Origin of the sequence: Nocardioides cremeus, from assembly GCF_030518195.1 — a bacterium.
Lineage (GTDB): Bacteria > Actinomycetota > Actinomycetes > Propionibacteriales > Nocardioidaceae > Nocardioides > Nocardioides cremeus.
Map to the genome: position 1 here is coordinate 40,729 of NZ_JAULSC010000011.1, position 26,518 is coordinate 67,246.

Below are 26,518 nucleotides of genomic sequence, written 5' to 3' on the forward strand. Positions count from 1 at the left end.
GTCCTGCTCAGTACTCGACCGGTGTGGTCCGCCTGCGGATCATCGTGACCTCGTCGCGGTTGTTGCCGATCGGTCCGATGTAGTTGAAGAAGTAGGCAAGCTGGGCATAGCCGCCGACGATGTGGTTGGGCTTGAGCAGGATGCGCGTGAGGCTGTTGTGGATGCCGCCGCGCTTGCGGTCCCGCTCGGTGAGCGGGACGTCGATGAGCCGGTCCTGGGCGTGGTGCATGTAGACGGTGCCTTCGGGCATGCGGTGGCTGACGATGGCGCGGGCCGCCACGACGCCGTTGCGGTTGACCATCTCGATCCAGTCGTTGTCCTTGATCCCCACCTTGGCCGCATCGCGGTCGGAGATCCACACCGACTGCCCTCCTCGCGAGAGCGAGAGCATGAAGAGGTTGTCCTGGTACTCGGAGTGGATGGACCACTTGTTGTGCGGCGTCAGGTAGCGCACGGAGACGCCGAGCTCGTTCTGCTCCCCGATGGGCGCCTCGCCGAACAGGGCCGTCATGTTGAGGGGCGGGCGGTAGACCGGGAGCATCTCGCCCATCCCGAGGAACCAGTCGTGGTCGACGTAGAACTGCTGTCGCCCGGTGAGGGTGTGGAAGGGCTTCTTGCGCTCGATGTTGATCGTGAACGGGCTGTAGCGCCGCCCGCCGGACTCGGAGCCCGACCATTCCGGTGAGGTGATCACCGGTACCGGCGCCACCTGCGTGTCGGCGAAGGTGATCTGCTTGCCCTCGTGCTCGGCGGCGAGGTCGGCTAGCTCGGTGCCGGTGCGCCGCTCGAGGAAGCGGAAGCCCTGGGTGGCGAGGTGGCCGTTGGAGACGCCGGCCAGGTGAAGCATCGCGTCGGCCATCTGCACGTCGGTCTCGACCTTGGGCTGGCCGTCACCGGCCCCGCCGCGGACGACCCCGTTGCGGCTGCGGAGGACGTCGATCTCCCGCTTGACGTCATAGGCGACGCCCTTGGTGAGCATGCCGACGCTCTCCAGGAGCGGGCCGATGGAAGTCATCTTCTCGTAGATCGCCGCGTAGTCCCGCTCGGCGACCGCGATGACGGGCATGGTCTTGCCAGGGATCGGCTCGATCTCGCCGGCCTTCCAGTCCTTCACCACCCCGTGCTCGGTGGCCATCGCCTCGGGGGTGTCGTGCCACAGCGGCTTGGCGACCACGTCGCGTCGGGTGCCGAGGTGGACCGCGGCGAGCTCGGAGAACTTCTTCGCTATCACCTTCCAGGTGTCCCAGTCGGACTTGGTCTGCCACGGCGGCGCGATGGCGGGGTTGAAGGAGTGGATGAAGGGGTGCATGTCGGTGGTGGAGAGGTCGTGCTTCTCGTACCAGGTCGCGGCCGGGAGCACGACGTCGCTGAAGATCGTCGACGAGGTCATCCGGAAGTCGATCGTCATCAGCAGGTCGAGCCGACCCTCGGCCGCCTTCTCCGGCCACTCGACGTCCTGTGGCCGCTGCTCGGGGGATGCCTCCACCGCGGTGGCTGCGGAGTCGGTGCCGAGCAGGTGGCGCAGGAAGTACTCGTTGCCCTTCGCCGAGGAGCCCAGCAGGTTGGAGCGCCACAGCGACAGGATGCGTGGATGGTTGTCCTCGTGCTCGGGATCCTCCACCGCGAACCTGAGCCCGCCCTCCTTGAGCTGCTGGGCGACGTACTCCGGGGCCTCCATGCCGGCAGCCGCGGCATCGTCGGCCAGCTGCAGGCTGCTGCGGTCGAAGGTCGGGTAGGACGGTGACCACCCCAGCCGCACGGACTGGGCCAGCAGGTCCATGACCGTCTTCCCTGCGAAGACACCGGTGCCGGAGTCGAGGTCGTCGGCGCTGAAGGTGTCGTAGCGGTACTGGGAGGTGTTCACGTACCAGTAGGCGGTCTGGTTCATGTGGCGTGGCGGTCGGTGCCAGTCCAGGGCGAACGCCATGTGCTGGAAGCCCATGATCGGACGGATCTTCTCCTGGCCGACGTAGTGGGCCCAGCCGCCGCCGTTGCGGCCCTGGGTGCCGGTGATCGTGGTGAGCAGGAGGATGGCGCGGTAGATCTGGTCGGAGTGGAACCAGTGGTTCACCCCGGCGCCGAGCAGGATCATCCCCCGCCCCTCCGTGTCGATCGCGTTCTGCGCCCACTCACGGGCGAGCCGGAGGACTTGCGCGGCCGGCACACCGGTGTGCTGCTCCTGCCAGGCCGGCGTGGCCTGGACAGCGGGGTCCTCGTAGCCGTGGGGATCCGACTCGCTGGTGCGCGGCCACACCCCGGGCAGCCCGGGCCGGGCGACGCCGTACTGCGCGAGCAGCAGGTCCAGCACGGTCGTGACGAGGCGCTCGCCGACTCTCGCGACCGGCACCCCGCGTCGCTCGTGGACGACCTTGCCGTCGGCTGCGTCGAAGCGCGGCAGCTCCACCTCCACGGACTCGCGGGTCCCGCCCTGGTGGTCGCGGTACATGCTGAGCGCGGGGTCGATGTCACCGAGCTCGAGGTTCCACCTGCCGGCCCCCTCCTCGCCGTACCGGTCACCGATCGAGCCGTGCGGGATGCGGACCTCGCCGGTGGCGGCGTCGATGACGGCCGGCTTCCACATGGCGTTCTCGCTGGTCCCGCCGAGGTCGCCCTCGACCAGGAACTTGCCGGGACGGTAGGCCCCCGAGGCGTCGAGCTGGAGGCAGACGAGGTGCGGGAGGTCGGTGAACTGCTTGTTGTAGTCGTCGAAGAACGGCGTGCTGGAGTCGGCGAAGAACTCCTTGAGGACCACATGGCCCATGGCCATCGCGAGAGCCCCGTCGGTGCCGGGGGCGGGACTCACCCACTCGTCGGCGAACTTCACGCTCTCCGCGTAGTCGGGCGCCACCGCCACGACCTTCTGCCCGCGGTAGCGCGCCTCCGTCATCCAGTGAGCGTCCGGGGTGCGGGTCAGCGGGACGTTGGAGCCCCACATCATCAGGTAGCCGGCGTCCCACCAGTCACCGGACTCCGGGACGTCCGTCTGGTCGCCGAACATCTGCGGCGAGGCGTTCGGCAGGTCGGCGTACCAGTCGTAGAACGACAGCATCGGGGCGCCGATGAGCTCCAGGAACCGTGCACCCGACGCGTAGGACACCGGCGACATCGCGGGGATCGGAGAGAAGCCGGCGATCCGGTCGGGGCCCCACCGCTTGACGGTGTAGACGTGCGCGGCGGCCACGATCTCGGCCACCTCGTCCCACGAGGCGCGGACCAGCCCACCCTTGCCGCGCGCCTTCTTGTACGCGCGCGCCTTCTCCTCGTCCTGCACGATCGAGCCCCACGCGACGACGGGGTCGCCGTACTGCTGCTTGGCCGCGCGGAACATGTCCAGCAGCACACCACGCACATAGGGATAGCGGACCCTGGTCGGACTGTAGGTGTACCAGCTGAACGCCGCACCGCGCGGACACCCGCGCGGCTCGTACTCGGGACGGTCGGGCCCGGCACTGGGGTAGTCGGTCTGCTGCGCCTCCCAGGTGATGATCCCGTCCTTGACGTAGACCTTCCACGAGCACGACCCGGTGCAGTTGACCCCGTGCGTCGACCGCACGACCTTGTCGTGGCTCCACCGGTCGCGGTAGAAGGCGTCGCCTGTCCGCCCACCCTTCTTGTGCAGGGAGCGCTGGTCCTCGCTCACCTCGGCCTTCGTGAAGAACCGGCGACCACCGATCAGGGCCGACGAGAGGGAGCTTTCGAGGGTCATGCCTGGCCTCCGGGACGGCGACGTGGTGCGGGGTGCACGTGCTCTGGCTTCGGACCGTAGGCCACTTCCGTCACACCCGACCACCGTTGTGCGGACGAAGGGGCCGTTGGTCCCGGACCCTCGGGACCAACGGCCGGAGGATGCGGGATCCGGTTGCGGGGCCCGCCAGGTACGTCGAAGGTGCTGCTATCGGCACCAGAAGGGAATCGCGCGTGGACGAGAACTTGGCGGGTCGCAACCGGGTCCTGTGGCTGTCGACGACCGGCTTCACCCTGATGTTCGCCGTCTGGCTGATGTTCGGGATCCTGGGCAAGCCGATCCAGCAGGAGTTCGGCCTGAGCGAGGTCCAGCTGTCCTGGGTCGTGGCCGCGGCTGCCCTCAACGGCTCGCTCTGGCGGCTGCCGACCGGCATGGTGGCCGACCGCATCGGCGGTCGGAAGGTGATGACCTTCCTCCTGCTCGCCACGGCAGTGCCCGCCTTCCTCGTCTCGCGCGTCGAGTCCTACGGCGCCCTGCTCGTGCTCGCCTTCCTGGTCGGCTTCGCCGGGAACGGGTTCTCGGCCGGCATCGCCTGGAACTCCGCCTGGCAACCGCGCGAGCACCAGGGATTCGCCCTCGGCCTCTTCGGCGCCGGCAACGTCGGCGCGTCCATCACGAAGTTCATCGGCCCGCCGCTGGTCGCCGGCACCGCCGGCGCCACCTACTTCGGCTTCATCGACGGCGGGTGGCGCCTGGTCCCCGTCGTGTACGCCGTCCTGCTGGTGGTGATGGCGGCACTGCTCTGGTTCGGGACCCCGAGCCAGGACCGTTCCCCGGGTACCGGACAGCCGCTGCGCCACCAGGTGCGTCCGCTCAGGAGCATGCGGGTCTGGCGCTTCAGCCTGTACTACGTCGCGGTGTTCGGCGCGTACGTCGCGCTGGCCGCCTGGTTGCCGACCTACTACATGGACAACTTCGACGTCTCGCTGCAGACAGCGGCGCTGCTGACGGCGACCTACATCTTCCCCGCCAGCCTCCTGCGCCCCTACGGCGGGCACCTGGCCGACCGCTTCGGCGCCCGCCGCGTCATGTACTGGACGTTCGGGGCGATGCTCCTGGTGACCGGGACCCTGATGATGCCCAACGGCCACATCGTGATCGTCCAGCCCGACGGTTCCCAGAGCGAGCACCTCGCCTACAGCATCGGGCTCGTGCCGTTCGCCGTCCTCGTCTTCGCGCTCGGGTGCGCGATGGGTGTGGGCAAGGCTGCGGTCTTCAAGCACATCCCCGAGTACTTCCCCGACAACGTCGGCGCGGTCGGCGGGCTCGTCGGGTTGCTCGGTGGTCTCGGCGGGTTCTTCCTGCCACCGCTGTTCGCCTACACCAAGCTCTGGTCCGGCTTCCCCTCCAGCACCTTCTTCGTGCTCTTCGTCCTGACCCTGGTGTGCGCCCTGTGGATGCACTGGACCGTGGTCCACATGCTGCACACCCAGTCCCCCGATCTGGCAGGACGGCTCGAGACCCCGGCCGACGACCGACAGACCGGCCCCGGCGGGGCACCCGCCCGACTGCCTGAGGAGGCACGCACGTGAAGCCGGAGGCGTCGACCCGCAGGGAGGGTGAGTGGCTGGAGTCCTGGGACCCCGAGAACGAGGAGACCTGGGACGAACGGCTCGCGTGGAAGACGCTCTGGCTCACCACCTTCGCGTTGTTCCTGGCCTTCGTGGCGTGGTTCCTCCCCAGCGCCCTCATCCCCAAGCTCAATCCCCTGGGCTACAGCTTCAGCACCACCCAGCTCTACTGGATGGCGGCCATGCCCGGCCTCTCGGCCGGGCTCTTCCGGCTCCTGTGGATGATCCTGCCCCCCATCCTGGGCACCCGGAAGATGGTGGCCCTGACCTCCCTGCTGCTGGTCTTCTCGACCCTCGGCTGGGGCGTCCGCGTCCAGGAGCCGACCGCGCCCTACTGGGAGCTGATGGTCCTGGCCTTCCTCGCCGGCATCGGCGGAGGCGCGTTCTCCGGCTTCATGCCGAGCACCTCCTACTTCTTCCCCAGACGCAAGCAGGGCACCGCGCTGGGACTCCAGGCCGGCATCGGCAACTTCGGCGTGTCCGCCGTCCAGCTGCTCACGCCCTACCTCATCGGTTTCTCGTGGCTGGCGTTCTTCGGGTCGGAGCAGACGATCTCGATGCCCGGCAAGGCGCCGCAGGACGTCTGGTACCAGAACGCCGCCTTCATCTGGATCCCGCTCATGGTCCTCGCCGCGATCCTCGCCTGGACGATGCTCAGGTCCGTGCCGATCAAGGCCAACATCCGCCAGCAGTTCGACATCTTCGGCAACCTCGACACCTGGTTGATGACCCTGCTCTACATCATGACCTTCGGCACCTTCTCCGGCCTGGCCGCCCAGTTCGGCCTGCTGATGGCCGATCTCTACGGCATCAGCAACCCCGACATCGTCCGGGGCACAGGTGCCGCCGCGACCGTCCTCATCGAGGGCTACGAGGTCCCCGACGTGGTGAAGTTCGTGTTCCTCGGTCCCCTCGTCGGCGCCGGCGCGCGGGTGCTGTTCGCCCCCCTCACCGACCGCACGGGTGGGGCCATCTGGACCCTGGTCTCCGGCATCGGCCTGATCGTCTCCATCGCCTTCACCATCCCTGCCCTGACCCCGGACACGACGTCGGCCGCGACCCTCGACGCCGGGTTCGACCAGTTCCTGTGGGGGATGCTCGCCATCTTCCTCTTCGCCGGCATCGGCAACGCCTCCACCTTCAAGCAGATGCCGATGATCTTCGAGAAGCGACAGGCCGGTGGCGTCATCGGTTGGACCGCCGCGATCGCCGCCTTCGGGCCGTTCTTCTTCGGGATCGGGGTCACCACCCTCGGGCCGACCACGTTCTACTCGGTCGGGATCGCCTGGGCCGTGATGTGCGTGGCCATCACCTGGGCACGCTATGCGCGCAGGGGCGCACCGAAGCCGGGCTGACAGCGAGCCCGACGACCGCCACCAGGCACAGCCACGCCTCGCGTTCGTCCTGGCAACGACCGCTCCGTATAGTTGAATTAACAACTAGTGGAGGAATGTCGCCGTGCCTGTCAGTGCCGTCCGTCTCAACCACGCCGTGCTGTTCGTGGCCGACCTCGAGCGCAGCCTCGACTTCTACCGGGCGGCGTTCGCCATGGAGGTCGTGGCGCGCGAGCCTCGCGCCGACGCCGCCTTCCTGCGGCTGCCACGCTCGGGCAACCACCACGACCTCGGCCTGTTCGGGGTCGGCGCCCAGCCGCCCCGGCCACGAGGTGCGATCGGGCTCTACCACCTGGCCTGGCAGGTCGACACGATCGAGGACCTCGAGGCGGCGCGCACCACCCTGGCCGAGCTGGGCGCCCTGACGGGCGAGTCGAGCCACGGCGCGACCAAGAGCGTGTACGCCGCCGACCCCGACGGCAACGAGTTCGAGGTGATGTGGATGCTGCCGAAGGCGCAGTGGGGCGCCTACGAGGACGCCGCGCCCGTCGAGCGCCTCGACCTGCCCGGCGAGGTACGCCGCTGGGGCGGCGTCCGCACTGCCGGCGAGCTGGTGCCGCGCGACGCCCAGCCGCCGTCGGTCGGACCCGCCCCGCCCTCCGGGTGAGGGCAGCGCCCACAGATGTGGCCTATACACGAAGCGACGGCGTCGCACGGCGCCGCCCGACCGGGCCCGACGGGCCCCGACGTGCAAGGGAGACGACATGAGCCAGTCCGAGACCGAGGGTCCCGCAGACGGCGGTGCCGAGGGCACCCCGGGCGTCCAGGACGGCGGCGCCGACGGTGGGGCCGAGGGTCCCGCTGACGGTGGCGCCGAGGGCACCCCGGGCGTCCAGGACGGCGGCGCCGACGGTGGTGCCGAGGGCCCCGCCGACGGTGGTGCCGAGGGCACCCCGGGCGTCCAGGACGGCGGCGCCGACGGTGGAGCAGACAGCTCCGCCTGATGCCGCACCAGCCAGAGGACGGCAGGCCCGGGGACTCCGGGCCTGCCGTTCGCCCCGACACCACTCGGCCCGCCCCGAGCCGCCCAGCCCCGAGCCGTCCAGCACTGACCCGCCTGGTCGGGGACGTCACCGACTTCGCGCAGACCTCCTGGGGCAGGGCCCCGGTCCTGCGCACCGGTGCCGACGCGGGCGCCTTCGCCGACCTGCTCACTGAGCCCGCGGTCGACGAGCTGGTGGCGCGGCGTGGGCTGCGCACGCCGTTCGTGCGGGTGGCCAAGGCCGGCTCGACGCTCCCCCACAGCGCCTTCACCGCGCCGGGCGGTCTCGGCGCCGGCATCGCCGACCAGGTCAGCGACGACAAGCTGAGCGCGCTCTTCGCGGCCGGCTCCACCATCGTGCTGCAGGGGCTGCACCGGGTGTGGCCGCCCGTCCTCGACTTCTGCCAGCAGCTCGCCGCCGACCTGGGCCACCCGGTGCAGGCCAACGCCTACGTCACCCCGCCCCAGAACCAGGGCTTCGACGACCACTACGACGTGCACGACGTCTTCGTGCTGCAGGTCGCCGGGCGCAAGAAGTGGTCGATCCACGCGCCCGTGCACGAGGCGCCGCTGCGCGACCAGCCATGGACCGACCGCCGCGACGAGGTCCGGCGCGCCGCCGAGCAGGAACCGGTCATCGAGACGGTGCTCGAGCCCGGCGACGCGCTCTACCTGCCCCGCGGCTACCTGCACTCCGCGACCGCCCTGGGCGGCGTGACCGTGCACCTCACGCTCGGCGTGCACAGCTGGACCCGGTACGCCGTCGCCGAGGAGCTGGTCGCGCTGGCCCTCGAGCGGCTCGCCGACGACGAGGAGGCCCGCGGCTCCCTTCCGCTGGGCACCTCCCTGGCCGGTGACGACCTCGACCTCGACCTGGTCGGCAAGCGGCTGCGCGAGGTGCTCGGGTCGGTCGACGCCGACGACGTGGCGCAGCGCCTGCAAGCGAAGCGGCGCGGCGCGCAGCGCGCCGCTCCCCTGGGTCCGCTCGCCCAGCACGTGCTGGCCGCCGCGCTGACCGACGCGACCACCCTGCGGCTGCGCGAGCACCTCGACGCCACGCTCACCGACACACCGCTCACCGACACCGTGCTCACCGACACCGTGCTCACCACCCGCGCCGGCAGCGTGCCGGTCGGCCAGGTCCCCGCGCCCGCGCTGCGCCGGCTGCTCGACGGGGACGTCGTCACGGTCGCCGACCTGGGGCGCGAGCCCGCCCGCGAGCTGGTCGAGGCGGGACTGGTCGTCGCCGGATGAGCCTCCGGTGCTCGGACGAGGCCGAGCTGCGCGACGACCCGATGCTCGGCACCGCTCCCCCACAACGTGACTGGCTGCTGGTCGAGCACCCGGGCCCGTGGCCGGTGACCGCGCCGTTCGGCGCCGACCTGTCCACCGCGCTGCTGCGCGAGCTCGGCCACCCCGAGCTGCGGACCCTGTTCATCCGACGCCACGGCCGCGACGGCGCGGCCGACCGGTTGACCGGGCCGCGGCGCTGGTACCGGAGCCACGGCGGCCGGTTGCGCACCGGCCTGTGGCAGCGGCCCGACGAGCTGCTGGCCAGCCTCGTCCCCGACGCCGGCGAGGAGCACACGGGCCCGCTGCTCCTCGTCTGCGCTCACGGCGTCCATGACCTGTGCTGCGCAGTCAAGGGACGCCCCGTCGCCCGGGCCCTGGCGCAGCGTTGGCCCGAGGCGACGTACGAGTGCAGCCACGTCGGTGGCGACCGGTTCGCGCCCAACCTGCTGGTGCTGCCCGACCTGACCTGCTACGCCGGGATGTCACCGAGCGGGGCCGTCGCCACGGTCGAGTCCCACCTGGCCGGCCGCGTGGAGGCGACCCGGCTGCGCGGCGTCGCGGGGCTGCACCCCGCCGAGCAGGTCGCGCTCGGCGCCGTGCTCGAGCGCTGGGGCCCCGCGCCGGTCACCGCCGCCGCCCCGCGACTGGTCGAGCAGACCGGCACCTTCGACTCCGGCCGGTGGACGGTCGACGTCGTCGGCGTCGCTCCCCTGCCCGCACGCGTGCGCGTCGCGATCGAGAGCAGCCGGCGCGCCGAGGCCCGCCTGACCTGTCGGGCGACCGGACCCACCCGCGCCCTGCAGTGGGACGTCGTGTCCGCCGAGCCGGGCCCGCCCACGACGTGACCGGCACCGGCGGCCGTCAGCCCCTGCGTCGACGGCGTACGACGACGACCACGGCCACCACCAGCACGACGACCCCGAGCAGCACCCAGCTACCGATCCCGATGGCCTCGTCGATCGCCTTGAGCGAGGCACCCGCCGTGGCACCGATCGCGACGTGGGCCAGCGACCAGGCCAGGGCCCCCGTGAGGGAGGCCGCGACGAAGCGCGGGTAGCCCAGGTGCGCGGCGCCGGCCGCGACCGGCGTCAGCACCCGCACCGCGGGCAGGAACCGGGACGTGACGACGGAGCGGGCACCGTAGCGGCGCAGCAGCTCCTGGCTGCGCTCCCACTTCTCCTCGCCCAGCCGGCGACCCAGGCGCGTCTCGGGCACCCGCGAGCCGTAGCGCCGCCCGACCAGGTACCCGAAGGAGTCCCCGGCCGCTGCCGAGAGCCACACGACGCTCGTCATGGCCGCGAAGGAACCGGGGCCGTCCACCGTCGTCGCCATCACCAGGACGCCGGTCTCCCCCGGCACGAAGAAGCCCAGGCCGATGCCGGTCTCGCTGAAGGCCATGACTCCGGCCACGAGCAGGACGAGCGGTGTGGGCAGGTCGGCCAGCTGCTCGAGGAGGTCGGTCATGACCGGCGCTCGTCGCCTCCTTCTCCGCGGTCCGTCGTGGCAGGTCGCATCGTGCCCAGCGTCCCCCGAGTGTAGTGGCCCTGCGCCCCTACGGTCCTGGGGTCGGGCCGGCTGCCGGGGCGACGAGAACGCTGCAGGGCGCGTGGTCGAGCAGTCCCCGCAGCCGCGCGTCGGGGCGGCCCCACAGCGGGGCGTGGGTGCCGCGCAGCACCACGACCAGGTCGTGCTCGTCGAGGCCCGGGAGCTCGGTCCCCGGCCGGCCGGGCAGCGTGACCTCCTCGACGGGGACGTCCCACACGGCGGCCTGTGCGGTGGCCACGTCGGCTAGCACCGAGCGCTGGCCCGCGGCGGTGCTCGCGGCCACCACGCGGGCGACCGGCGGTGCGTCCGGCCCCGGCAGCCGCTCACCGGCCGGCACCACCTCGACCAGGCACGTGGCCCGCGCGACCACCGCCGCCGTGACCCCGCCCCGCACGGCACGGACGGCCGGGGAGGCTCCCTCGGCGCCCAGCACGACCACCGCCGCGGCGTGGGCCGTGCGCAGGATGCCGTCGGTGACCGAGCCGACGTACAGCGCGGTCTGCACGGGCGGGCGGGGCCGCAGCGCCCGGGCGTGCTCGGCGGCCGCGGCGAGCACCTCGTGCTCGGCGGCCACGTGCCGGCCGACGTACTCCTCGTCGGCCCCGGTCATCGCGCAGCGCTCCTGGTCGACGTGCAGCAGGGTGAGGGGCCCTCCGCGCCGGTCTGCCTCCTGCACCGCCCGCTCGACCACCGCCACATCGCGCGGCCAGCTGCCCACCGCAGCGACGACGCCCAGCCTCGGCCCGGTCCGGTCCGCCGCGTCCTGGGTGTCCGTCAGGTCCTCGGGGTCCACCGTGCCTCCCTCGCGCCGCTCGCGGCCTGCTCAGCCGTCCTCGCCGGCCACGATGCCTGCCCGCCGGCGCTGCGGAGCAGGGTCGTTGGTCCCGGACCGGCCGGGCCCGACCTGCAGCACCAGCCCGCCCTCGGGCAGCGTCGGGATGCGGTGCCGGTCGACGTACGTCGTCGCGGCGGCGCGCAGGTCGAGCCCGCACAGCACCCGGGTCGTCTCGGCCAGCAGTGCCACGGTGCTCGGCTCGCCCGGGCACCGGTGCCCCGCGTCGACCTCGCCGCCGCCCTGCGGCACGTAGGACCACGCGTCGGGCTCCTCGGCGAAGCGCTGGGGCCGGAGCTCGTCGGGGTCGGGGAAGCTCGCGGGCCAGGTGTCGGTGGCCGGGACGTCGAGGAGCACCCGGTCGCCGGGGCGCAGGTCCACTGCGCCGAGCCTGGCCGGACGCACCACCAACCCGGTCAGGGCCGGCACGAACGGGGCCAGCCTCCGCACCTCGTGCCCGAACGCCACGTGCTCGCGGCGGTCGTCGCCCAGCGAGGCCGCCAGGTCGGGTCGCAGCACCAGCTCGCGCGCCGCGAAGGTCGCCAGCCACGCCACCGCGACCGTGGGCCGCAGCACGTTGAGCAGCTCGACGCCGGCGACCCGGGACGGCAGCGCCGCACCCTCGCCGACCGCGAGCCGGTGCAGCAGCGTGCCGGGCGGCGGCGACACGCGCCCGTGCCGCACGTCGCGGACCAGCCGGGCCGCCCACCGGTCGAGACGGGCCCGCTGCAGCACCGCCCGGGCGTACGCCGCTCCCGCGAAGCCGAAGCCGTCGACCACGACGGCCAGGTCGCGGGCGACCCGGTCGGCCGCCGGCCGGGACAGCTCGACCCCGGCGACCCGCAGGACGCTGCGCCCGTAGACACCCACGAGCTCCTCGAAGACCCGCACCCGGGCGCCGGGCCAGCCGGCGGTGACCGTGTCGAGCTCGTGGCCCACCTCGCCGGCGAGCCGCTCCACCCAGGGGCGGTCCAGGAGGTCGAGGAACATGCCCTTGCGCCGGCGGTGCTCGGCACCGTCGAGACCGTGCACGGCGCCACGGCCGAACAGCACGTCGGCCAGCGGCCGGGGCACCGCGCCCTGCCGGCGGACCACGTCGGGGTCGTAGAACAGCCGCACCCCCTCGGGCCCCCGCACCAGCACGGTGCGGCGCCCCAGGAGACGGGCGGTGGTGGCCACCTCGTCGCCCGACCAGCGCTGCGGCAGGGCGTCGTACCCCTGCCGCAGCAGCGACCAGGCGAGGTCGTCGCGCACGAGGGCGAGCGGGTTGTTCACCCGCCGACCTCGGAGCGCACCTTCGGCAGCACCTCGGCGCCGTAGGCCCGGATCATGTCGGCGTAGTGCGGGCCCATGTTGGCGACGTACACCTCGTCGTAGCCGGCCTCGACGTAGCCGAGGAGCTGCTGCACGTGCGGGTCGATGTCGGGGCCGGCGACGGTGTTCTCGGAGGTCGACTCGCGGGTCACCAGCTCGGTGGCCTGCTCGAAGTGGCGCACCGACGGCAGCACCTGGGCCAGCTCGCCGGGCAGCCCCGCGTGCGGCCACAGGCGCCAAGCCAGGTCGACGCCCTCGTCCCTGGTCGGCGCCCAGGCCGCCTTGCAGCCGCCCTGGGCGGGCAGCCCGCCGCTGGCCTCCTTGAAGCGCTGGACCAGGTCGGGCGAGGGGGAGGTCCCCACGAAGCCGTCGCCGATGCGGGCCGCGAGGTCGGTCGACTTGGGGCCGAACCCGCTGACGTAGATCGACGGCGGCTCCTCGGGGATGGTGTAGATGCGGGCGTTCTCGACCGCGTAGTGGCGCCCCCGCGTGGTCACGAAGTCGCCCTCCCACAGGCGGCGGATCAGCGCGACCGCCTCCTCGAGCATCTCGGCGCGCACGTCCCAGGAGGGCCAGGCGTCGCCGAGGACGTGCTCGTTGAGGGCTTCACCGGTGCCGACGCCCAGCGTGAACCGCCCGCCGAGCTGCACCGCGGCGGTGGCCGCGGCCTGCGCGACCACTGCCGGATGCATCCTGATGGTCGGGCAGGTCACCGCCGTGGTGACCGGCAGCGAGCATGCCTGCGACAGCGCCCCGATCACGCCCCACACCAGCGGGGACTGGCCCTGCTGGTCGTTCCAGGGGTGGAAGTGGTCGCTGATCCACAACGCCTCGAAGCCGGCCTGCTCGGCGAGCACCGCCTGCTCGACCAGCTCGGCGGGTCCGTACTCCTCGGTGGAGAGGAAGTAGCCGATGCGCACGCGGGCCTCCTCAGTGGTTGCGCAGGGCGTCGACGAGCTCGTCCTTGGTCATCGAGGACCGGCCCTCGATGTCGAGCTCGCGGGCGCGCTCCTGCAGGTCGTCCACCGTCCAGTCCTCGTAGGAGCCCGACTTGCCTCCCTTGCGGCCGGTCGTCGATCGCGACTGGTTGGCCGAGGCGTTGGCGATGCGCGCGGACTTCTCCTTGCTGTTGCCCTCGTCGCGCAGCTTCTCGTAGAGCTCGTCGTCCTTGACGCTGGGTCCGGGTTCCTGGCCTCCGGGCACGGTTCTCTCCTCTGCTGGTCGGGTCGGGACGGGGTACGTCGTCTACTGCGGGCTGGTGACGTCGACGCCACCGAGCTCGCGGAGCAGGGTGTGGCAGCGGTGGGCCCGCTCCTGGTCCTGCTCCATCACCTCGCGGAAGAAGTCGGCGACCTCCTGCTTGCCCGCGTTCTCGGCGTCGCGCACGTACTGGCCGTAGTCGTGGCCCGCCTTGAGCGCGTGGTACTGCACCGAGATCAGGTCGAAGACGACGTCGTCGAATCCGGTCTCACCTGTGGCCATGCTGGTCCTCCTTGAGGTCAGGGTCGGGGTGGTGGTCACCTCAGCGGCGCGGCTGCGCCGGGTTGGTCGGGACGCCCTGCGAGGGCGGGTTCTGCGGTGGTCCCTCGGTCTGCGGGGACGCCTGGTGCGGCGAGGGGTTCTGGCCGACCTGGTCGACGCGGGGCGCCGTGGGGTCGGGGCCCTCGCCGGGAGCCGGCTCGGCGCCGGGGTCCTCGCGCAGCTGGTTCCGGCGCTGCTCGAGCAGCACGATCGCCGCCGGACGGGCGGCGTAGGCCCGCTCGTGCTCGAGCAGGCGCTCCACGGACTCGGCGTCGAGTCCCTGCAGCCGGTGCTCGATGTCGCTGAGCAGCAGGTGGTCGTAGTCGGGGATGGGCAAGCCCTCCGAATGCGTCATCATCGCCTCCTGGTGGATCGGCTTCCGACACCTCCACAGGTAGCCAACGTGCCGCCCGGCTACTCCGCCCGTTGGGGTGAGATCACCTCGGGTCGTCGGGCCGGTCCTCCGTCTCAGGGCTCTGCTCAGGGTCGGGCGTCGCCGCCGCAGCGTCACGGCGGTCGGCGGCCTGCTCGTGCAGGTCGCGCTCGATCTGCTTGGCGCGCGGGCGCTCGAACAGCAGGATGGCGGCGGCCACGGCCAGCAGCACCACGATGGTCAGGACGAGCTCGAACACGGTGTCCTCCTCGACGGTCGTCGTCCCGTCCGGGTACCCGATGGGTGTCGGCGTCACACATCGGTGGAGCCCGCACCGGACGTCGTACGGCCGGGAGGTCCACTCGTGCCAGACGTATGACGTCCGCGGCTCGCGGCGCTGCCGGCTCCCCTCGACCGAGTCCAGGGCAGGGGTGGCTAGGGTCGAGCCGTGAGTCACCAGGCACGCGGCGGATGAGGTCGACGAGGCGCGACCGGAGCAGGCCGGGCGGCCAGGGCGGGCAGCCCCGCACCCCGATCCCGAGCGAGATCAAGGTGCTCATCGGCGCCGCGTTCGTGATCGCGATCGGGTTCGGGCTGATCTCGCCGGTGCTCCCTGCGTACGCCCGCACCTTCGACGTCGGGGTCGCGGCCGCCTCGGTGGTGGTCTCCGCGTTCGCGTTCTTCCGGCTGGTCTTCGCGCCCGCCGGCGGTGCGCTGGTCGCGCGGCTCGGCGAGCGCCCGGTCTACCTGACCGGGCTGCTGGTGGTGGCCGCGTCGTCGCTGGCCACCGCCTTCGCGCAGTCCTACTGGCAGCTGCTGGTCTTCCGCGGTCTCGGCGGCCTGGGCTCGACCATGTTCACGGTCTCGGCGATGGCGCTGCTGGTGCGCCTGGCCCCGCCCAGCATCCGCGGGCGCGTCTCGTCGGCGTACGCCAGCTCGTTCCTGGTCGGCGGCATGCTCGGGCCCGTGCTCGGCGGGCTGCTCGCCTCGTTCGGGCTGCGCCTGCCCTTCATCGTGTACGCCGGCGCGCTGGTCGTGGCCGTCGTCGTGGTCGGCACCCGGCTCAGCGGCGCCCGCCTTCGGCCCGCGGCCGACCAGCCGCAGCGTCCTCCGATGCTGGTGGGCGAGGCGCTGGACCACCCCGCCTACCGGGCGGCGCTGGCCTCGGGCTTCGCCAACGGCTGGTGCAACTTCGGGGTCCGGGTGGCGGTGCTCCCCCAGTTCGCCATCACCGTCTACGACCGGCCCTGGGTCGCCGGCGCGGCCCTGGGGGTCGCGGCCGTGGGCACGGCGCTGACGCTGCAGGTCGCCGGCCGGATCGCCGACACCGTGGGTCGCCGTCCGCTCGTGATCACCGGTCTCGCGGTGACCGCGCTGGGCTTCGGGCTGCTCGGCCTGGCCGGAGACCTGGTGGTGCTGCTCGTGCTCTCCGCGGTGTCCGGGCTCGGAGCCGGGCTGGTCAACCCCGGCCAGCAGGCCGCCGTCGCCGACGTCGTCGGCAACGACCGCAGCGGCGGCAAGGTGCTGGCGGCCTTCCAGATGGCCCAGGACTCCGGCGCCATCGTGGGCCCGATCCTCGTCGGCGTGATCGCCGACCAGGCCGGCTTCGGCTGGGCGCTGGCCACCACCGCGCTGGTCAGCCTGGTGGCCCTGCTGCCGTGGCTGGGGGCCACCGAAACGCTGCCCGCGACGGCCGAGGCCGACCAGGGCTGAGGGCCCTGCTCCGGGCGGCGCGGCTCAGGAGGCGCCGGGCACGCGGAAGCCGTCGAACGCCCGCACCTCGATCGGGCGGCCGATGGCGGCGCTGGTCCGCGCCGCCCAGGAGATCGCCTCGTCGAGGTCGGCGGCCTCGATGACGTAGAAGCCGCCGAGGCGTTCCGCGGCGTCCGCGAACGGACCGTCGCTGGTCGTCGTCTCGCCGTCCTCGACCCGCACGACCCTGGCGGAGCCGACGTCGGCGAGGCGACCGGAGGCCACCAGCGCCTGGGTCGAGCCCATGTCGGCCTCGAGCTCGCCGACCTGGCGCATCGTGGCCTGCACCTGCTGCTCGGTCATCTCGACCGGCGCCTGGTCGGCCACCGTGTGCATGGACAGGAGGAAGTGGGTCATGGCGGTCTCCGTCTCCGACGAGGGCCTCGCCGCCCCGGCCGGGGCGACCGGCGACCCACGATCTCGCCACGCTACTCGCCGGCGAGCACCTCGCGCTCGTGGTGGTGCAGCGAGAGGTAGCGGCTCGGGCGCGCCCGGGCCAGCCCACCGTCGGCGATCCAGGCCTCGCTGGAGGTGCGCCCACGCTCGACCAGCTCGGCGGCGTGGTCGAAGTCGGCCGAGGAGATCGTCAGCGGGCACAGCGGCGGCAGCAGCCCGATCGAGACCCCCTCGACCTCCATGTCGACCTCGATGACGAGCTGCTGCTCGATCAGCAGCGACAGCGCGTGCACCGCCACCCCGATCGCCGAGCGCGGGGGCGCGGCGATGGCGCAGGGGACGCCGGCGGGCAGCACGACGACGCGGGTCGCGCCCAGCTCGATCGCGTGCGAGACCCCGGCCCGGGTCGCGATGGCCCCGTCGACCAGCCACCGCTCCCCCACCTGCACCGGCGGCAGCACCCCGGGGATCGCCGCGGTGGCGCGGGCGGCCTCGCGCACCGACCCCGTCGAGAGCAGCACGTCGGCACCGGTGAACAGGTCGGTGGCCAGCAGGTGCACGGGGATGCGTGCCTGCTCCAGGACGTCGATGCCGGCCCGCCGGGCCACCAGGTCACCGAGCGGCTCGCCCGGGAAGAGGCTGCGGCCGTGCCCGGTCAGCCCGCGCAGCAGCTGCAGCGGCCGGATCGGGAAGACGTCGCGGCGACGCAGCTCGATCCACACCTCCGCGAGCTCGGCCAGCGACGCCTGGGAGGTGCCGTGGGCGCCCACCCAGGCCGCGTTGAGGCCGCCGGCGGAGGTGCCGACCAGCAGGTCGGGCTCGACACCGGCCGCGGCCAGTGCCTGGAGCATCTCCACCTGCACGGCACCGAGGCTGCCACCACCGGACAGGACGAAGGCGGTCGTCATGCTCCCAGCCTGCCGCAGCGCTACCCGGTGGTCGACCCGGTGGTCGACCCGGCCTGCGTGATCGGGGTGATCCAGGCCTGGTGGGTGGCGGTGTTCTTGGTGATGGCCAGCAGCTCGTCCATGTGCGGCTCGAGGCCGGTCACCTTGTCGAGCGGCACCCCGATCACCAGCTGGAAACCCAGGCCCTTCCAGGCCCGCACCGCCCGGCCCGCGAACTCGGAGTCGGCCTTGACGAAGCCCTCGTCGAGGAAGACCGGCGCGAAGCGCGGGCGCGAGCGCATCTCGTCGCCGAGGCGGAAGCGCAGCGCGGAGCCGACGATGAAGGCGACCAGCTCCTGGCTCTCGCCGCCGCTCTTCTCCCCCAGCGTCCGGTACGTCGCGCGCAGCTCGCCGGAGAGGTGGTCGTAGCGCTCGGCGCTGACCTCGACGTGGCGGCGTACGTCGAGCAGCCGGTCGCGGTCGGTGGGCGCGCCGCCGGGTGCCTGCGGGCGCAGCTGCTCCATGAAGCGGCTGAGGTCGGCGAAGCGTCGCTCGAGGTCGGCCTCCTCCAGCGGGGCCGTCGCCGGGCTGCCGGCCGACAGGGCCCGCAGCTCCTTCATGAAGGCCTGCACGTGCACCGGCGAGAGCCGCCGCAACCGGATCCGCAGCCGATCGCCGGCGCCGCCGAACTCGAGGCGCCTGAGGATGGCGTTGATCGGCACCAGCCGGTCCTCGATCTCCTCGACCGAGGCGGCCATCGCCCCGACCAGCGGCACCAGGTCCTGCCCGCTCCACTCGGTCAGGCGCCGGCGCCACTCGGAGCGGCGGTCGGCCAGGCCCTTGCCGCGGATGTCCTCGAGGATGCGCTCGTAGTCGGGGTAGGAGTCGGCGGTGGCACCCAGGTTGGGCGAGTCCCAGCGCGACTTGTAGTGCCGGAAGACCGCGACCAGGTCGTCCTCGACGCGCGCCAGCTCGGTGGTCGCGTCGGAGACCGCCTCGTGCAGCCGGGCCTCGAGCCGCTTGGCGTTCTCGGCGAACCTGTCGAGGTCGTCGGGGTCGGCGGGCGCGGCGGCCGCGGCGAGCTCGACGCGCAGCGCGGCGTCCTGCTCGTCGCTGAGACCGGCACCCTCGGGCCGCTCGGTGGCCTCGAGCCGGTCGTTGACGTGGTCCTCGTCCTCGACCAGCTCGCCGTGCCGCGCGGCCAGCGCCCTCTGCTGGTGCTCGAGGGCGAAGCGCTGCTGGCGCGTGGTGTCGAGGCGAGCGCCCAGGTCGTCGATCTGCTCCTGCAGCACCTGCAGCCGGTCGTCGGCGGTGAGGATCGCCTCGCGGCGCCGCTCCAGCTCGGTGATGCGCCGGTCGCAGCCGGCCACGTCGACGTCGTCGTGGCGCACCATCGCCACGGCGTCGTACGCCGAGCGCTGCTGCTCGAGCACCCCGGCGCGCCGGTCGATGGCGCCCAGCCGGTCGTCGACCTCGAGCAGCTCGCGCTCGAGGCGGGCGAGCTGGGCGTCGACCTCGGCCACGGCCTCCTCGTTGGAGAAGCCGATGATGCTGCGCTGCTCGCCACGGCCGTGGGCGCCGCGTCGGCCGCTGCGGGTCTGGCCCGACTCGGTGACCCGGAAGCCGGGCCCGTCGAGGCCGGCGGCGGTCTCGACGCAGAAGGCGTTGCGCGACGGCTCGGCGACGTGCTGCTGGACCCAGCCCGAGAAGGGCGAGTCCTTGAAGAGCAGCTTGCCGGCGACCCGCTCGGGGTCGGAGGGGCCGGTGTCGGGCAGGTCGAGGTCGACGCCCTGGAAGGTGAACCGGGTGCGCAGGCGCAGCCCGTCGATGGCGCTCGAGAAGTGCGCGAGCCGCTCGACCGGCACCAGCATGGTGCGGGCGGTGCCGCCCAGCACGGTCTCGATGGCGGTGCGCCAGCGCGCCTCCTCGGGGGCCACGTCGAGCAGCTCGGCGACGTAGGGCAGCTCCTCGGGCGACATCCCCACGGCGCGGGCGACCTCGGCGCGCAGCTCGTGCAGGTGGGAGGGCACCCGGCCGGCGCGGCTCTCGAGCGAGGCCCGCTCGCGGCGCAGCGCGGCCTGCTCCTCCTTCAGCGGCACCAGCGCGTCGCGCACCTCGTCGCGCTCGGCGCGCAGCCGGGCGCGGGCGCCGTCGCCGGCCGCCAGCTGCTTGCGCGCGTGCAGCTGCAGGGCCGCGAAGCCCGCGGCCGAGTCGAGCGCGGAGTCCAGGTCGGGGGCCGCCTCGGCGGCGTCGTCGGCGAGACCGACGAGCGGGTAGACGCGCTCCTCGAGCTCGGCCAGCCGCGCCGCGCGCTCCGCGCGGATCGCGCGCTCGTGGTCGACCTGGGCGGCCAGCGCCTGCAGGTCGCCGCCGCCGGCGTCGCGGTGGGCGTCCTTGGCGGCCTCGAGGTCGGCGACCAGCGCGGCCTCGGCCGAGCGGGCCCCGGCCAGCGCCTCCGAGGTGGCGGCCCGCTCGTCGCGGTTGGTCTCGACCGCCGCCTCGATGAGGCGGCGGTGGGTGCGTAGCAGCCACAACCGCAGCGGCGTGTCGCCGGCGGCTGTCACCCCGTAGGAGTCGAGCTGGGCAAGGCGTCGGGCGGCGGCCTCGCGGCGCTCGTGCAGCCCGGCGATCGGCTCGAGCAGCGCCAGCTTCTCCTCCTCGGTGCGCATCGCTGCGTGCGCGGCGTCGAGGTCGTCGAAGTGCTCGATCGCGCGGTCGGCGGCGGCGTACGTCGACGGGCGCTCGAGCACCATGTCCTTGTAGAGCTCGTCGACGCTGCGCACCTGGTTGCCGGCCTGGATGCGGGCCAGCAGCCGCAGCGCCTTGGCCCCGTCACCGCCGGCGCCGATGCCGAGGCGGGCGTGCAGCACCTCGGCGTACTCCGCGTAGGTGCGGTGCACCCGCACCCCGGGGTAGAGCTTCTTGAGGGTGTTGGCGTGGAAGCGCTCGGCGACCGCGACCTCGAGCGAGGCCAGGTCGAGGGGGCCCTCGTGGCTGACCAGCTGCATCTGCACCTCGCTGGAGCGGGTGGCGCGGCGCGGCACGTAGTAGGTGCGCAGCGCGGTGAAGGAGCCGCCGCGGTCGTTGACGAAGGTCATCGCGACCGCGCCCCAGGTATCGACCCCGCGCCCGCGCAGCAGCTTCTCGACCGGACGCCCGGTGCGGGGGTCGTCGACCACGTCGACCGCACCGCGCAGGTAGGACAGCAGGTTGCGCTGGCCCGCGCCGCGCGCCCGGCCGCTGACCGCGTCGTTGGAGGCGCCGTTGAACTTGGTGTCCGAGGGCATCATCAGCGCCGTGTAGGCGTCGAGGATGGTGGACTTCCCGACGCCGGAGGCACCCGAGATCATCGTCGCGTCACCGCCGAGCGGCACCGTGGTCAGCCCGGCGAAGCCGCCCCAGTTGACCATCTGCAGCAGCCCCGCGCGCCACTGCATGGTGTCGTCGCCCGGGGTGGCGACCACCTGGTGCTCGAAGAGGCCGCTGCGCTCGTCGACCTGCTCGGTCTCGTCGATGGACATGCTCACTGGCCTCCGGTGGGGGCGTCGGTGCGGCCCGAGGTGGATACGGGGGTGGATGCGGGCTCGAACAGGTCGTCGTCGGCGTCGGGGACCGGCTGCTCGCGGCTGTTGGCGCGCTGCAGCGACTCCAGGAGCTGCTGGAGCACCTCGAGCGGCAGCAGCGGCTCGACGGCCTCGCTGACCTCGTAGCGGTCGTCGCCGACCGCCCCGATCAGCAAACCGGCCTTGACGATGCTCGCGACCGCGTTGCGGGCCCGCTTCTCGTCGCCGGACTCGTCGGTGGCGTGCGCGGGCCGGAAGCTGGCGACGTAGTCGACGACGTCCTCGCGGTCGACGTGCACCCGGGTCTCACCGCCGGCTAGGCCGCTGCGCAGCCGGTCGCGCAGGTGCACCAGCACCAGCGTCTCCTCGCGCGACCAGGCCGTGTCGTGCAGCAGGGTCGGGAAGCGGCTGCCGGTCTCGGAGAGGGCCTGGCGCTTCCAGGCCACCTCGCGCGAGCGGTCGATGGCCAGGTCGAGGAAGAGGTCGTTGAGCCGCGAGCGCAACAGCCGCTCGTGCTCGACCAGCACCGCCCAGTCGCGCGGGTGGGTGCGGGCGCTGATGAAGCGCTGCTTGAGCAGGGTGACCAGGGCGTGGCGCTGGCCGTGCTCGAGGCCGCCCTCGTCACCCTCGAACAGCGAGACCGACCCGTCGTCGACCCCCTCCTCGAACCCCTCGTCGAACCCGTTGTCGAGCTCGCCGGGCAGGTCCTCGACGTCGGTCGGGTCGTGCTCGACGTGGGTGCTCATGCGGGGGTCTCGCTCTCTGCGTCGGGGGTCGTGCCAGCGGGGGCGGGCAGCGGGGTGCACGGCACCGAGAAGGTGCGCGTCGAGCCGTCGGGGCGCACGGCGGCGTACGCCTCGAGGCCCTCGCGGCTCAGCCAGCCACGGTCGGCGGCCAGGTGCAGCAGCCCGAAGATCTCCACCGGGCGCCGCAGCGCGGGCTCGAGGGAGTCGAAGACCTGGCCCAGCGAGCCGGCCGGCGCGGGGGCGGTGAGTGCCTCGTCGATGCGCCCGCGCAGCACGGAGAGCTGGGGGCCGCCCTGCGCGAGCAGCTCGTCGAGCGAGACGGGGGGCGCGTCGTCGGGGTCGGCGGCGCTGATCCGGTCGGGCAGCACGTCGTCGTCGGGGTCGTGGAAGCGCTCGCGCAGGTGGTCGAGGCCCACCCGGCCCGGCAGCAGCGCCACGTCGTGGGTGGCGCGTGGTCCGGTGGAGGCCATCCAGGTCATCAGCTCGGACTCGACCTGGCGCAGCGTCTGCTCCAGCTGGCGGTCGCGCACGGCGTCGTGGGAGACGATGTACTCCTTGAGCGTCGCGGTGACCCGCGAGCGCTGCGAGAGCACCCGGTCGAGGCCCTCGCGCACCAGCCGCACCGTGCCCCGCAGCTCGGCGCGCTCGGCCTCGCCGAGCAGCCGGTCGGAGAGCGGGTGGTCGAGCAGCGCGCCCAGGTCGTCGCGCAGCCGGCTGACCAGCGCGTCGTCGCGCAGCAGCGCGAAGGCGCCCTCGAAGGCCCGACCCTCCGGGGTGGCGGTCATCAGCGCGTCGGCGCGGGACAGGTAGTCGTCGATGACCTCGCCGGCCGGGCGCTCCTCGGCCCGGAAGGCGGCCAGGATCTCGCCGCGGATCTGGGTGAAGCGCTCCTCGACCCGGGCGAAGTCGCTGGGCAGCGCCGAGACCAGCGAGAGCAGCTCGGTGAAGCCCTCGAGCATGTAGTCCTCGGTGGGGCTGGGCATCTCGGCGCCGTCGACCAGCCGGTCGCGCTCGGCCTGCAGCCGCGCGATCTCGGCGCCCAGGATGTCGACCCGCGCCGTGCGGTCGGGGTTGGCCTCGGCGTTGAAGCGGCGCACGGTGCCCAGCAGCGTCGCGATGCGGTGCTCGCTGAGCGTGGCCCGGTCGCGGGTCAGGTTCTTGACCAGCTGCAGCGCCTGCTGGGCGTGCGAGGTCAGGGCGTAGACCTCGTGGCCGCGCTCGTCGAGCGAGCGCACCAGCCACTGCCCGCGCATCCAGCGGTGGCACAGGTCGCGCACGCTGCCGTTGGGCACCTCGAGCTCCCCGGCCTGGCGGATCCGCGCCAGGTGCTCCTCGACCTGGGCGTGCAGCCGGGCGGTCGGCACCGGCCGGTTGTCGCGGCCGAAGACCGCCCGGAAGATCGTGATGACCACCGGCGCCTGGCGCTGGTGCAGCAGGGTCAGCGTCGGCTGGGAGAAGGCGCCCTTGACCCGGGCGAGCTCGCTCGCGACCTCGCTCATCGACCCTCCTGCTCCCGCCCGGCGCCGGCCCCGGGTGTCGTCGTACGACGGGCCAGCATCCCAGAGTCCCCCGGCGGCCCGGCGCCTGGCCCCGGCCGCCCGCCCGGGGCCGCCGACGCCCGGGCGACTTCACCCCCAGGGGGCAAGCACGAGCCCGGTCGTGCCTGGTGGGCTGAGATCCGTCCCTACTACCGCTCCCGAGCAAGGAGAAGGATCTCGTGGATCCCAAGAAGCTGGCCAAGGACACCTTCGACCGCGTCGTCGCCGGCCTCGCCGACGCCACCGGCGCCAGCAGCGGCCCGACGGTGCCGGGCACCCCCGGCAGCGAGCCCCCGTCGGTGGCCGAGCCGACCCAGCCGCGCGAGCCGCTGCCGCCCAAGCCCGACCAGGCCGAGCCGCAGCCGCGCACCGCGACCGGCACCGACACCGGCGCACCCCGCAACGCCCGCGCCCAGCAGGGCGCCCACCTGACCACCTCGCAGGGCGCCCGGCTGCGCGAGACCGACCACTCGCTCAAGGCCGGCGAGCGCGGCCCGACCCTGCTGCAGGACCACCACCTGCGCGAGAAGATCACCCACTTCGACCACGAGCGCATCCCCGAGCGGGTCGTGCACGCGCGCGGCGCCGCGGCGCACGGCGTCTTCGTGGGCTACGGCACCGCCACGTCGATCAGCCGGGCCGGCTTCCTCGCCGACGGCAAGGAGACCCCGGTCTTCGTGCGCTTCTCCACCGTGCTGGGCTCGCGCGGCTCGGCCGACACCGTGCGCGACACCCGGGGCTTCGCCACGAAGTTCTACACCGACGAGGGCACCTTCGACCTGGTCGGCAACAACATCCCGGTCTTCTTCATCCAGGACGGCATCAAGTTCCCCGACATCATCCACGCCGGCAAGCCGCACCCCGACCGGGAGATCCCGCAGGCGCAGAGCGCCCACGACACCTTCTGGGACTTCGTCTCGCTGCACACCGAGGCCCAGCACCACACGATGTGGAACATGTCCGACCGGGGCATCCCGCGCTCCTACCGGATGATGGAGGGCTTCGGCGTCCACACGTTCCGCTGCGAGAACGAGGCCGGCGAGACCTCCCTGGTGAAGTTCCACTGGAAGCCGCGCCTGGGCGTGCACTCGCTGACCTGGGAGGAGGCCCAGCTGGCCAACGGCTTCGACCCCGACTTCCACCGCCGCGACCTGGCCGACGCCATCGAGGCCGGCGCCTACCCGGCCTGGGAGCTGGGCGTGCAGGTCTTCCCCGACACCCCCGAGCAGACCTACGAGGGCATCGACCTGCTCGACCCCACCAAGATCGTGCCCGAGGAGATCGCCCCGGTGCAGCCGGTCGGGCTGATGGTGCTCACCGCCAACCCGACCAACTACTTCGCCGAGACCGAGCAGGTCGCCTTCCACGTCGGCCACCTGCCCCCGGGCATCGACGTCACCGACGACCCGCTGATGCAGGCCCGGCTCTTCTCCTACGTCGACACCCAGCTGACCCGGCTCGGCGGGCCGAACTTCTCGCAGCTGCCGATCAACCGGCCGCACGCGCCGGTCAACGACATGCTGCGCGACGGGTTCCACCAGCACGGCGTGCACGCCGGGGTGGCGCCGTACTCACCGAACTCGCTCGACGGCGGGTGCCCCTTCACCGCCGGAGGTGACGCGGACGTCTCGGCCTTCAAGGACCTGCCGGTGCGGGTGCCGGAGGCCTCCAAGGTGCGCGACGCGCCGGCGTCGTACGACGACCACTTCAGCCAGGCGCGCCTCTTCTGGCGCAGCATGAGCGCGGTCGAGCAGGAGCACATCATCCGCGCCTACACCTTCGAGCTGGGCAAGTGCTACGAGGAGGCGGTCAAGCAGCGCCAGCTGCAGTGCCTGGCCAACATCGACCCGGTGCTGTGCTCGGAGGTCGCCACCGGGCTGGGCCTGGAGGCGCCCGAGCCCACGGAGGAGCTCGTCGAGGCCACGCCGAGCCCGGCCCTGTCGCAGGTGGGCGGCGAGTGGCCGCCCGACGGGCGGCTGGTCGGCATCGTCGTCGACCCCGATGCCGGGCTCGACGGGGTCGAGGCGGTGCGCCAGGCCGTCTTCGACGCCGGCATGGTGCCGCTGGTCGTGGCCCCGCACGGCGGCGAGGTCGACGGTGTCCCGGTGCAGCGCACCTTCGCCACGGTGCGCTCCATCGAGCTCGACGTGGTGCTGCTGGCCGGCGCGCCGGCCCCCGCCCCCGACGCGCTCCCCCAGCGCGACGCGAAGGCGGGCGCCGAGGACGCGAGCCGGGTGGACCCGCGGGTGCTGCTGCTGGTCGAGGAGGCCTTCCGGCACGCCAAGGCCATCGGCGCGTGGGGCGAGGGCAGCCGGGTGCTCGAGCTCGCCGGCTGCTCCGGCGCCCCGGGCGTGGTGAGCGGGGACGACGCGACCCAGGTGCTCGGCGACGTGCAGCAGCTGATGGCCTCGCACCGGGTCTGGGAGCGCTTCGCCACCACCACCGGCTGACCGACACCCGTCGGCTCCGGCCCGGTCCTCCCCCGGGCCGGGGCCGACGGGTCGCTGTGGTCAGAGCTCGAAGAGCCCTGCGTGCTCCTCCAGGAGGCGCATGGTGGCCGCCATGTCGATCTCGGCGCCGTACGCCGCCCCGGCGGCGGCCAGGTCGTCGGGGTCCTCGACGACCTGGGTCATCATCGAGCGGAAGAGCTGCTCGAAGCCGCCCGGCGAGATCAGCTCGAGCACCCGTGCCTCGTCGTCGCCGGGGTTCCAGAAGGTGTGCCACTGCCCGCGCGGCTTGTGCACCAGGTCGCCGACCTTCGCGAGCACCTCGCGGCCGCCGAGGACCGCCCCGATGCTGCCCTGCAGCACGAAGGTGTACTCGTCCTCGTGGGCGTGGCGGTGCACGGGCGCGGCCAGGGAGTGCGGCTCGAAGCGGTGCTCGAGCAGCGCGAAGCGGCCACCGGTCTGGTGCGCCTCGAGCAGGAACCGGTCGCGGACGCGCCCGGCGGGCGAGATGTCGCCGTCCTCAGGCCCCAGGACGACGGGCTCCGGTCCGTCCATGCCCGCACGCTACGCCGGTGACCGCACCGGCGACATGCCCCATCCGGGGCATGCACACGGCTGC

23 protein-coding genes are annotated in these 26,518 nt (G+C 73.1%); 8 read left to right on the top strand and 15 right to left on the bottom strand.

The genetic code is table 11. From position 1 onward, the window contains the following. Window positions 1-7 precede the first annotated feature (7 nt). Window positions 8-3,706: a nitrate reductase subunit alpha gene (locus tag QWJ41_RS12240; protein ID WP_302708541.1), complete on the bottom strand. Its 3,699-nt coding sequence runs from the start codon at window positions 3,704-3,706 to the stop codon at window positions 8-10. Window positions 3,707-3,918: 212 nt separating this feature from the next. Here QWJ41_RS12240 and QWJ41_RS12245 point away from each other — a divergent pair, with 212 nt between their 5' ends. From QWJ41_RS12245 to QWJ41_RS12270, 6 genes are all read left to right on the top strand, one after another. Next, window positions 3,919-5,277 carry an MFS transporter gene (locus tag QWJ41_RS12245; RefSeq protein ID WP_302708543.1) on the top strand — a complete coding sequence of 453 codons (1,359 nt, stop codon included), beginning with the start codon at window positions 3,919-3,921 and terminating at the stop codon, window positions 5,275-5,277. Continuing rightward, on the top strand, window positions 5,274-6,671 hold the full coding sequence (locus QWJ41_RS12250; protein ID WP_302708545.1) for an MFS transporter: 1,398 nt from the start codon (window positions 5,274-5,276) through the stop codon (window positions 6,669-6,671). Before QWJ41_RS12245 ends, QWJ41_RS12250 begins: the two co-directional genes overlap by 4 nt. 103 nt (window positions 6,672-6,774) lie before the next feature. After that, the gene (locus tag QWJ41_RS12255) at window positions 6,775-7,317 is read left to right on the top strand and encodes a VOC family protein (protein WP_302708547.1); all 543 of its coding nucleotides are present in this window, start codon (window positions 6,775-6,777) and stop codon (window positions 7,315-7,317) included. 97 nt (window positions 7,318-7,414) lie between these two features. Continuing rightward, on the top strand, window positions 7,415-7,654 hold the full coding sequence (locus tag QWJ41_RS12260; protein ID WP_302708548.1) for a hypothetical protein: 240 nt from the start codon (window positions 7,415-7,417) through the stop codon (window positions 7,652-7,654). Then, window positions 7,654-8,946 (top strand): cupin domain-containing protein, encoded by a 1,293-nt coding sequence (locus tag QWJ41_RS12265; RefSeq protein WP_302708549.1) that lies wholly within the window; start codon window positions 7,654-7,656, stop codon window positions 8,944-8,946. Before QWJ41_RS12260 ends, QWJ41_RS12265 begins: the two co-directional genes overlap by 1 nt. Further along, window positions 8,943-9,830, top strand: a complete 888-nt coding sequence (locus QWJ41_RS12270) for a ferredoxin family protein (protein ID WP_302708550.1) — start codon at window positions 8,943-8,945, stop codon at window positions 9,828-9,830. Before QWJ41_RS12265 ends, QWJ41_RS12270 begins: the two co-directional genes overlap by 4 nt. 16 nt (window positions 9,831-9,846) lie before the next feature. Here QWJ41_RS12270 and QWJ41_RS12275 read toward each other — a convergent pair whose 3' ends face one another. The 8 genes from QWJ41_RS12275 to QWJ41_RS12310 form a co-directional block, all read right to left on the bottom strand. After that, a complete protein-coding gene (locus QWJ41_RS12275; RefSeq protein WP_302708551.1) occupies window positions 9,847-10,449 on the bottom strand; it encodes a DedA family protein in 603 nt (200 codons plus the stop codon). Window positions 10,450-10,537: 88 nt separating this feature from the next. After that, the gene (locus tag QWJ41_RS12280; RefSeq protein WP_302708553.1) at window positions 10,538-11,323 is read right to left on the bottom strand and encodes a universal stress protein; all 786 of its coding nucleotides are present in this window, start codon (window positions 11,321-11,323) and stop codon (window positions 10,538-10,540) included. Window positions 11,324-11,353: 30 nt separating this feature from the next. Then, window positions 11,354-12,637, bottom strand: a complete 1,284-nt coding sequence (locus tag QWJ41_RS12285) for a cytochrome P450 family protein (RefSeq protein ID WP_302708555.1) — start codon at window positions 12,635-12,637, stop codon at window positions 11,354-11,356. Then, window positions 12,634-13,596 (bottom strand): TIGR03557 family F420-dependent LLM class oxidoreductase, encoded by a 963-nt coding sequence (locus QWJ41_RS12290; protein ID WP_302708557.1) that lies wholly within the window; start codon window positions 13,594-13,596, stop codon window positions 12,634-12,636. The genes QWJ41_RS12285 and QWJ41_RS12290 overlap by 4 nt, the downstream gene beginning before the upstream one ends. Window positions 13,597-13,606: 10 nt before the next feature. Beyond that, on the bottom strand, window positions 13,607-13,879 hold the full coding sequence (locus QWJ41_RS12295; protein WP_302708559.1) for a DUF7218 family protein: 273 nt from the start codon (window positions 13,877-13,879) through the stop codon (window positions 13,607-13,609). A 42-nt stretch (window positions 13,880-13,921) separates the two neighbouring features. Then, the gene (locus QWJ41_RS12300) at window positions 13,922-14,158 is read right to left on the bottom strand and encodes a hypothetical protein (protein WP_302708561.1); all 237 of its coding nucleotides are present in this window, start codon (window positions 14,156-14,158) and stop codon (window positions 13,922-13,924) included. Between the two features lie 40 nt (window positions 14,159-14,198). After that, on the bottom strand, window positions 14,199-14,552 hold the full coding sequence (locus QWJ41_RS12305; RefSeq protein ID WP_302708563.1) for a DUF8129 domain-containing protein: 354 nt from the start codon (window positions 14,550-14,552) through the stop codon (window positions 14,199-14,201). 82 nt (window positions 14,553-14,634) lie between these two features. After that, the gene (locus QWJ41_RS12310) at window positions 14,635-14,829 is read right to left on the bottom strand and encodes a hypothetical protein (protein ID WP_302708565.1); all 195 of its coding nucleotides are present in this window, start codon (window positions 14,827-14,829) and stop codon (window positions 14,635-14,637) included. Between the two features lie 212 nt (window positions 14,830-15,041). Between QWJ41_RS12310 and QWJ41_RS12315 the strand changes: the two genes are divergently transcribed. Beyond that, entirely contained in the window at window positions 15,042-16,283 is a 1,242-nt protein-coding gene (locus tag QWJ41_RS12315; RefSeq protein ID WP_302708567.1) for an MFS transporter, read from the top strand. Between the two features lie 24 nt (window positions 16,284-16,307). Here QWJ41_RS12315 and QWJ41_RS12320 read toward each other — a convergent pair whose 3' ends face one another. From QWJ41_RS12320 to QWJ41_RS12340, 5 genes are all read right to left on the bottom strand, one after another. Continuing rightward, entirely contained in the window at window positions 16,308-16,679 is a 372-nt protein-coding gene (locus QWJ41_RS12320) for a YciI family protein (protein ID WP_302708569.1), read from the bottom strand. A gap of 71 nt (window positions 16,680-16,750) precedes the next feature. Beyond that, window positions 16,751-17,626 carry a patatin-like phospholipase family protein gene (locus QWJ41_RS12325; RefSeq protein ID WP_302708571.1) on the bottom strand — a complete coding sequence of 292 codons (876 nt, stop codon included), beginning with the start codon at window positions 17,624-17,626 and terminating at the stop codon, window positions 16,751-16,753. A 20-nt stretch (window positions 17,627-17,646) separates the two neighbouring features. Continuing rightward, entirely contained in the window at window positions 17,647-21,126 is a 3,480-nt protein-coding gene (locus QWJ41_RS12330; protein WP_302708573.1) for an ATP-binding protein, read from the bottom strand. 2 nt (window positions 21,127-21,128) lie between these two features. Beyond that, a complete protein-coding gene (locus tag QWJ41_RS12335) occupies window positions 21,129-21,914 on the bottom strand; it encodes a DUF4194 domain-containing protein (protein WP_302708575.1) in 786 nt (261 codons plus the stop codon). Further along, window positions 21,911-23,413 carry a DUF3375 domain-containing protein gene (locus tag QWJ41_RS12340; protein ID WP_302708576.1) on the bottom strand — a complete coding sequence of 501 codons (1,503 nt, stop codon included), beginning with the start codon at window positions 23,411-23,413 and terminating at the stop codon, window positions 21,911-21,913. Before QWJ41_RS12340 ends, QWJ41_RS12335 begins: the two co-directional genes overlap by 4 nt. A 218-nt stretch (window positions 23,414-23,631) precedes the next feature. Between QWJ41_RS12340 and QWJ41_RS12345 the strand changes: the two genes are divergently transcribed. Then, entirely contained in the window at window positions 23,632-25,902 is a 2,271-nt protein-coding gene (locus QWJ41_RS12345; protein WP_302708578.1) for a catalase, read from the top strand. Between the two features lie 60 nt (window positions 25,903-25,962). Here the strand turns inward: QWJ41_RS12345 and QWJ41_RS12350 are convergent, their stop codons facing one another. Next, window positions 25,963-26,454: a cupin domain-containing protein gene (locus tag QWJ41_RS12350; protein ID WP_302708579.1), complete on the bottom strand. Its 492-nt coding sequence runs from the start codon at window positions 26,452-26,454 to the stop codon at window positions 25,963-25,965. Between the last annotated feature and the right edge of the window lie 64 nt (window positions 26,455-26,518).

Excerpts from the sequence above, each read along its gene's own strand:
- QWJ41_RS12305 (WP_302708563.1), bottom strand. The coding sequence starts at position 14,552 with ATGACGCATTCGGAGGGCTTGCCCATCCCCGACTACGACCACCTGCTG.
- QWJ41_RS12275 (WP_302708551.1), bottom strand. The coding sequence starts at position 10,449 with ATGACCGACCTCCTCGAGCAGCTGGCCGACCTGCCCACACCGCTCGTC.
- QWJ41_RS12340 (WP_302708576.1), bottom strand. The coding sequence starts at position 23,413 with ATGAGCGAGGTCGCGAGCGAGCTCGCCCGGGTCAAGGGCGCCTTCTCC.
- QWJ41_RS12350 (WP_302708579.1), bottom strand. The coding sequence starts at position 26,454 with ATGGACGGACCGGAGCCCGTCGTCCTGGGGCCTGAGGACGGCGACATC.
- QWJ41_RS12320 (WP_302708569.1), bottom strand. The coding sequence starts at position 16,679 with ATGACCCACTTCCTCCTGTCCATGCACACGGTGGCCGACCAGGCGCCG.
- QWJ41_RS12240 (WP_302708541.1), bottom strand. The coding sequence starts at position 3,706 with ATGACCCTCGAAAGCTCCCTCTCGTCGGCCCTGATCGGTGGTCGCCGG.
- QWJ41_RS12270 (WP_302708550.1), top strand. The coding sequence starts at position 8,943 with ATGAGCCTCCGGTGCTCGGACGAGGCCGAGCTGCGCGACGACCCGATG.
- QWJ41_RS12260 (WP_302708548.1), top strand. The coding sequence starts at position 7,415 with ATGAGCCAGTCCGAGACCGAGGGTCCCGCAGACGGCGGTGCCGAGGGC.
- QWJ41_RS12265 (WP_302708549.1), top strand. The coding sequence starts at position 7,654 with ATGCCGCACCAGCCAGAGGACGGCAGGCCCGGGGACTCCGGGCCTGCC.
- QWJ41_RS12325 (WP_302708571.1), bottom strand. The coding sequence starts at position 17,626 with ATGACGACCGCCTTCGTCCTGTCCGGTGGTGGCAGCCTCGGTGCCGTG.
- QWJ41_RS12300 (WP_302708561.1), bottom strand. The coding sequence starts at position 14,158 with ATGGCCACAGGTGAGACCGGATTCGACGACGTCGTCTTCGACCTGATC.
- QWJ41_RS12335 (WP_302708575.1), bottom strand. The coding sequence starts at position 21,914 with ATGAGCACCCACGTCGAGCACGACCCGACCGACGTCGAGGACCTGCCC.
- QWJ41_RS12330 (WP_302708573.1), bottom strand. The coding sequence starts at position 21,126 with ATGTCCATCGACGAGACCGAGCAGGTCGACGAGCGCAGCGGCCTCTTC.
- QWJ41_RS12315 (WP_302708567.1), top strand. The coding sequence starts at position 15,042 with ATGAGGTCGACGAGGCGCGACCGGAGCAGGCCGGGCGGCCAGGGCGGG.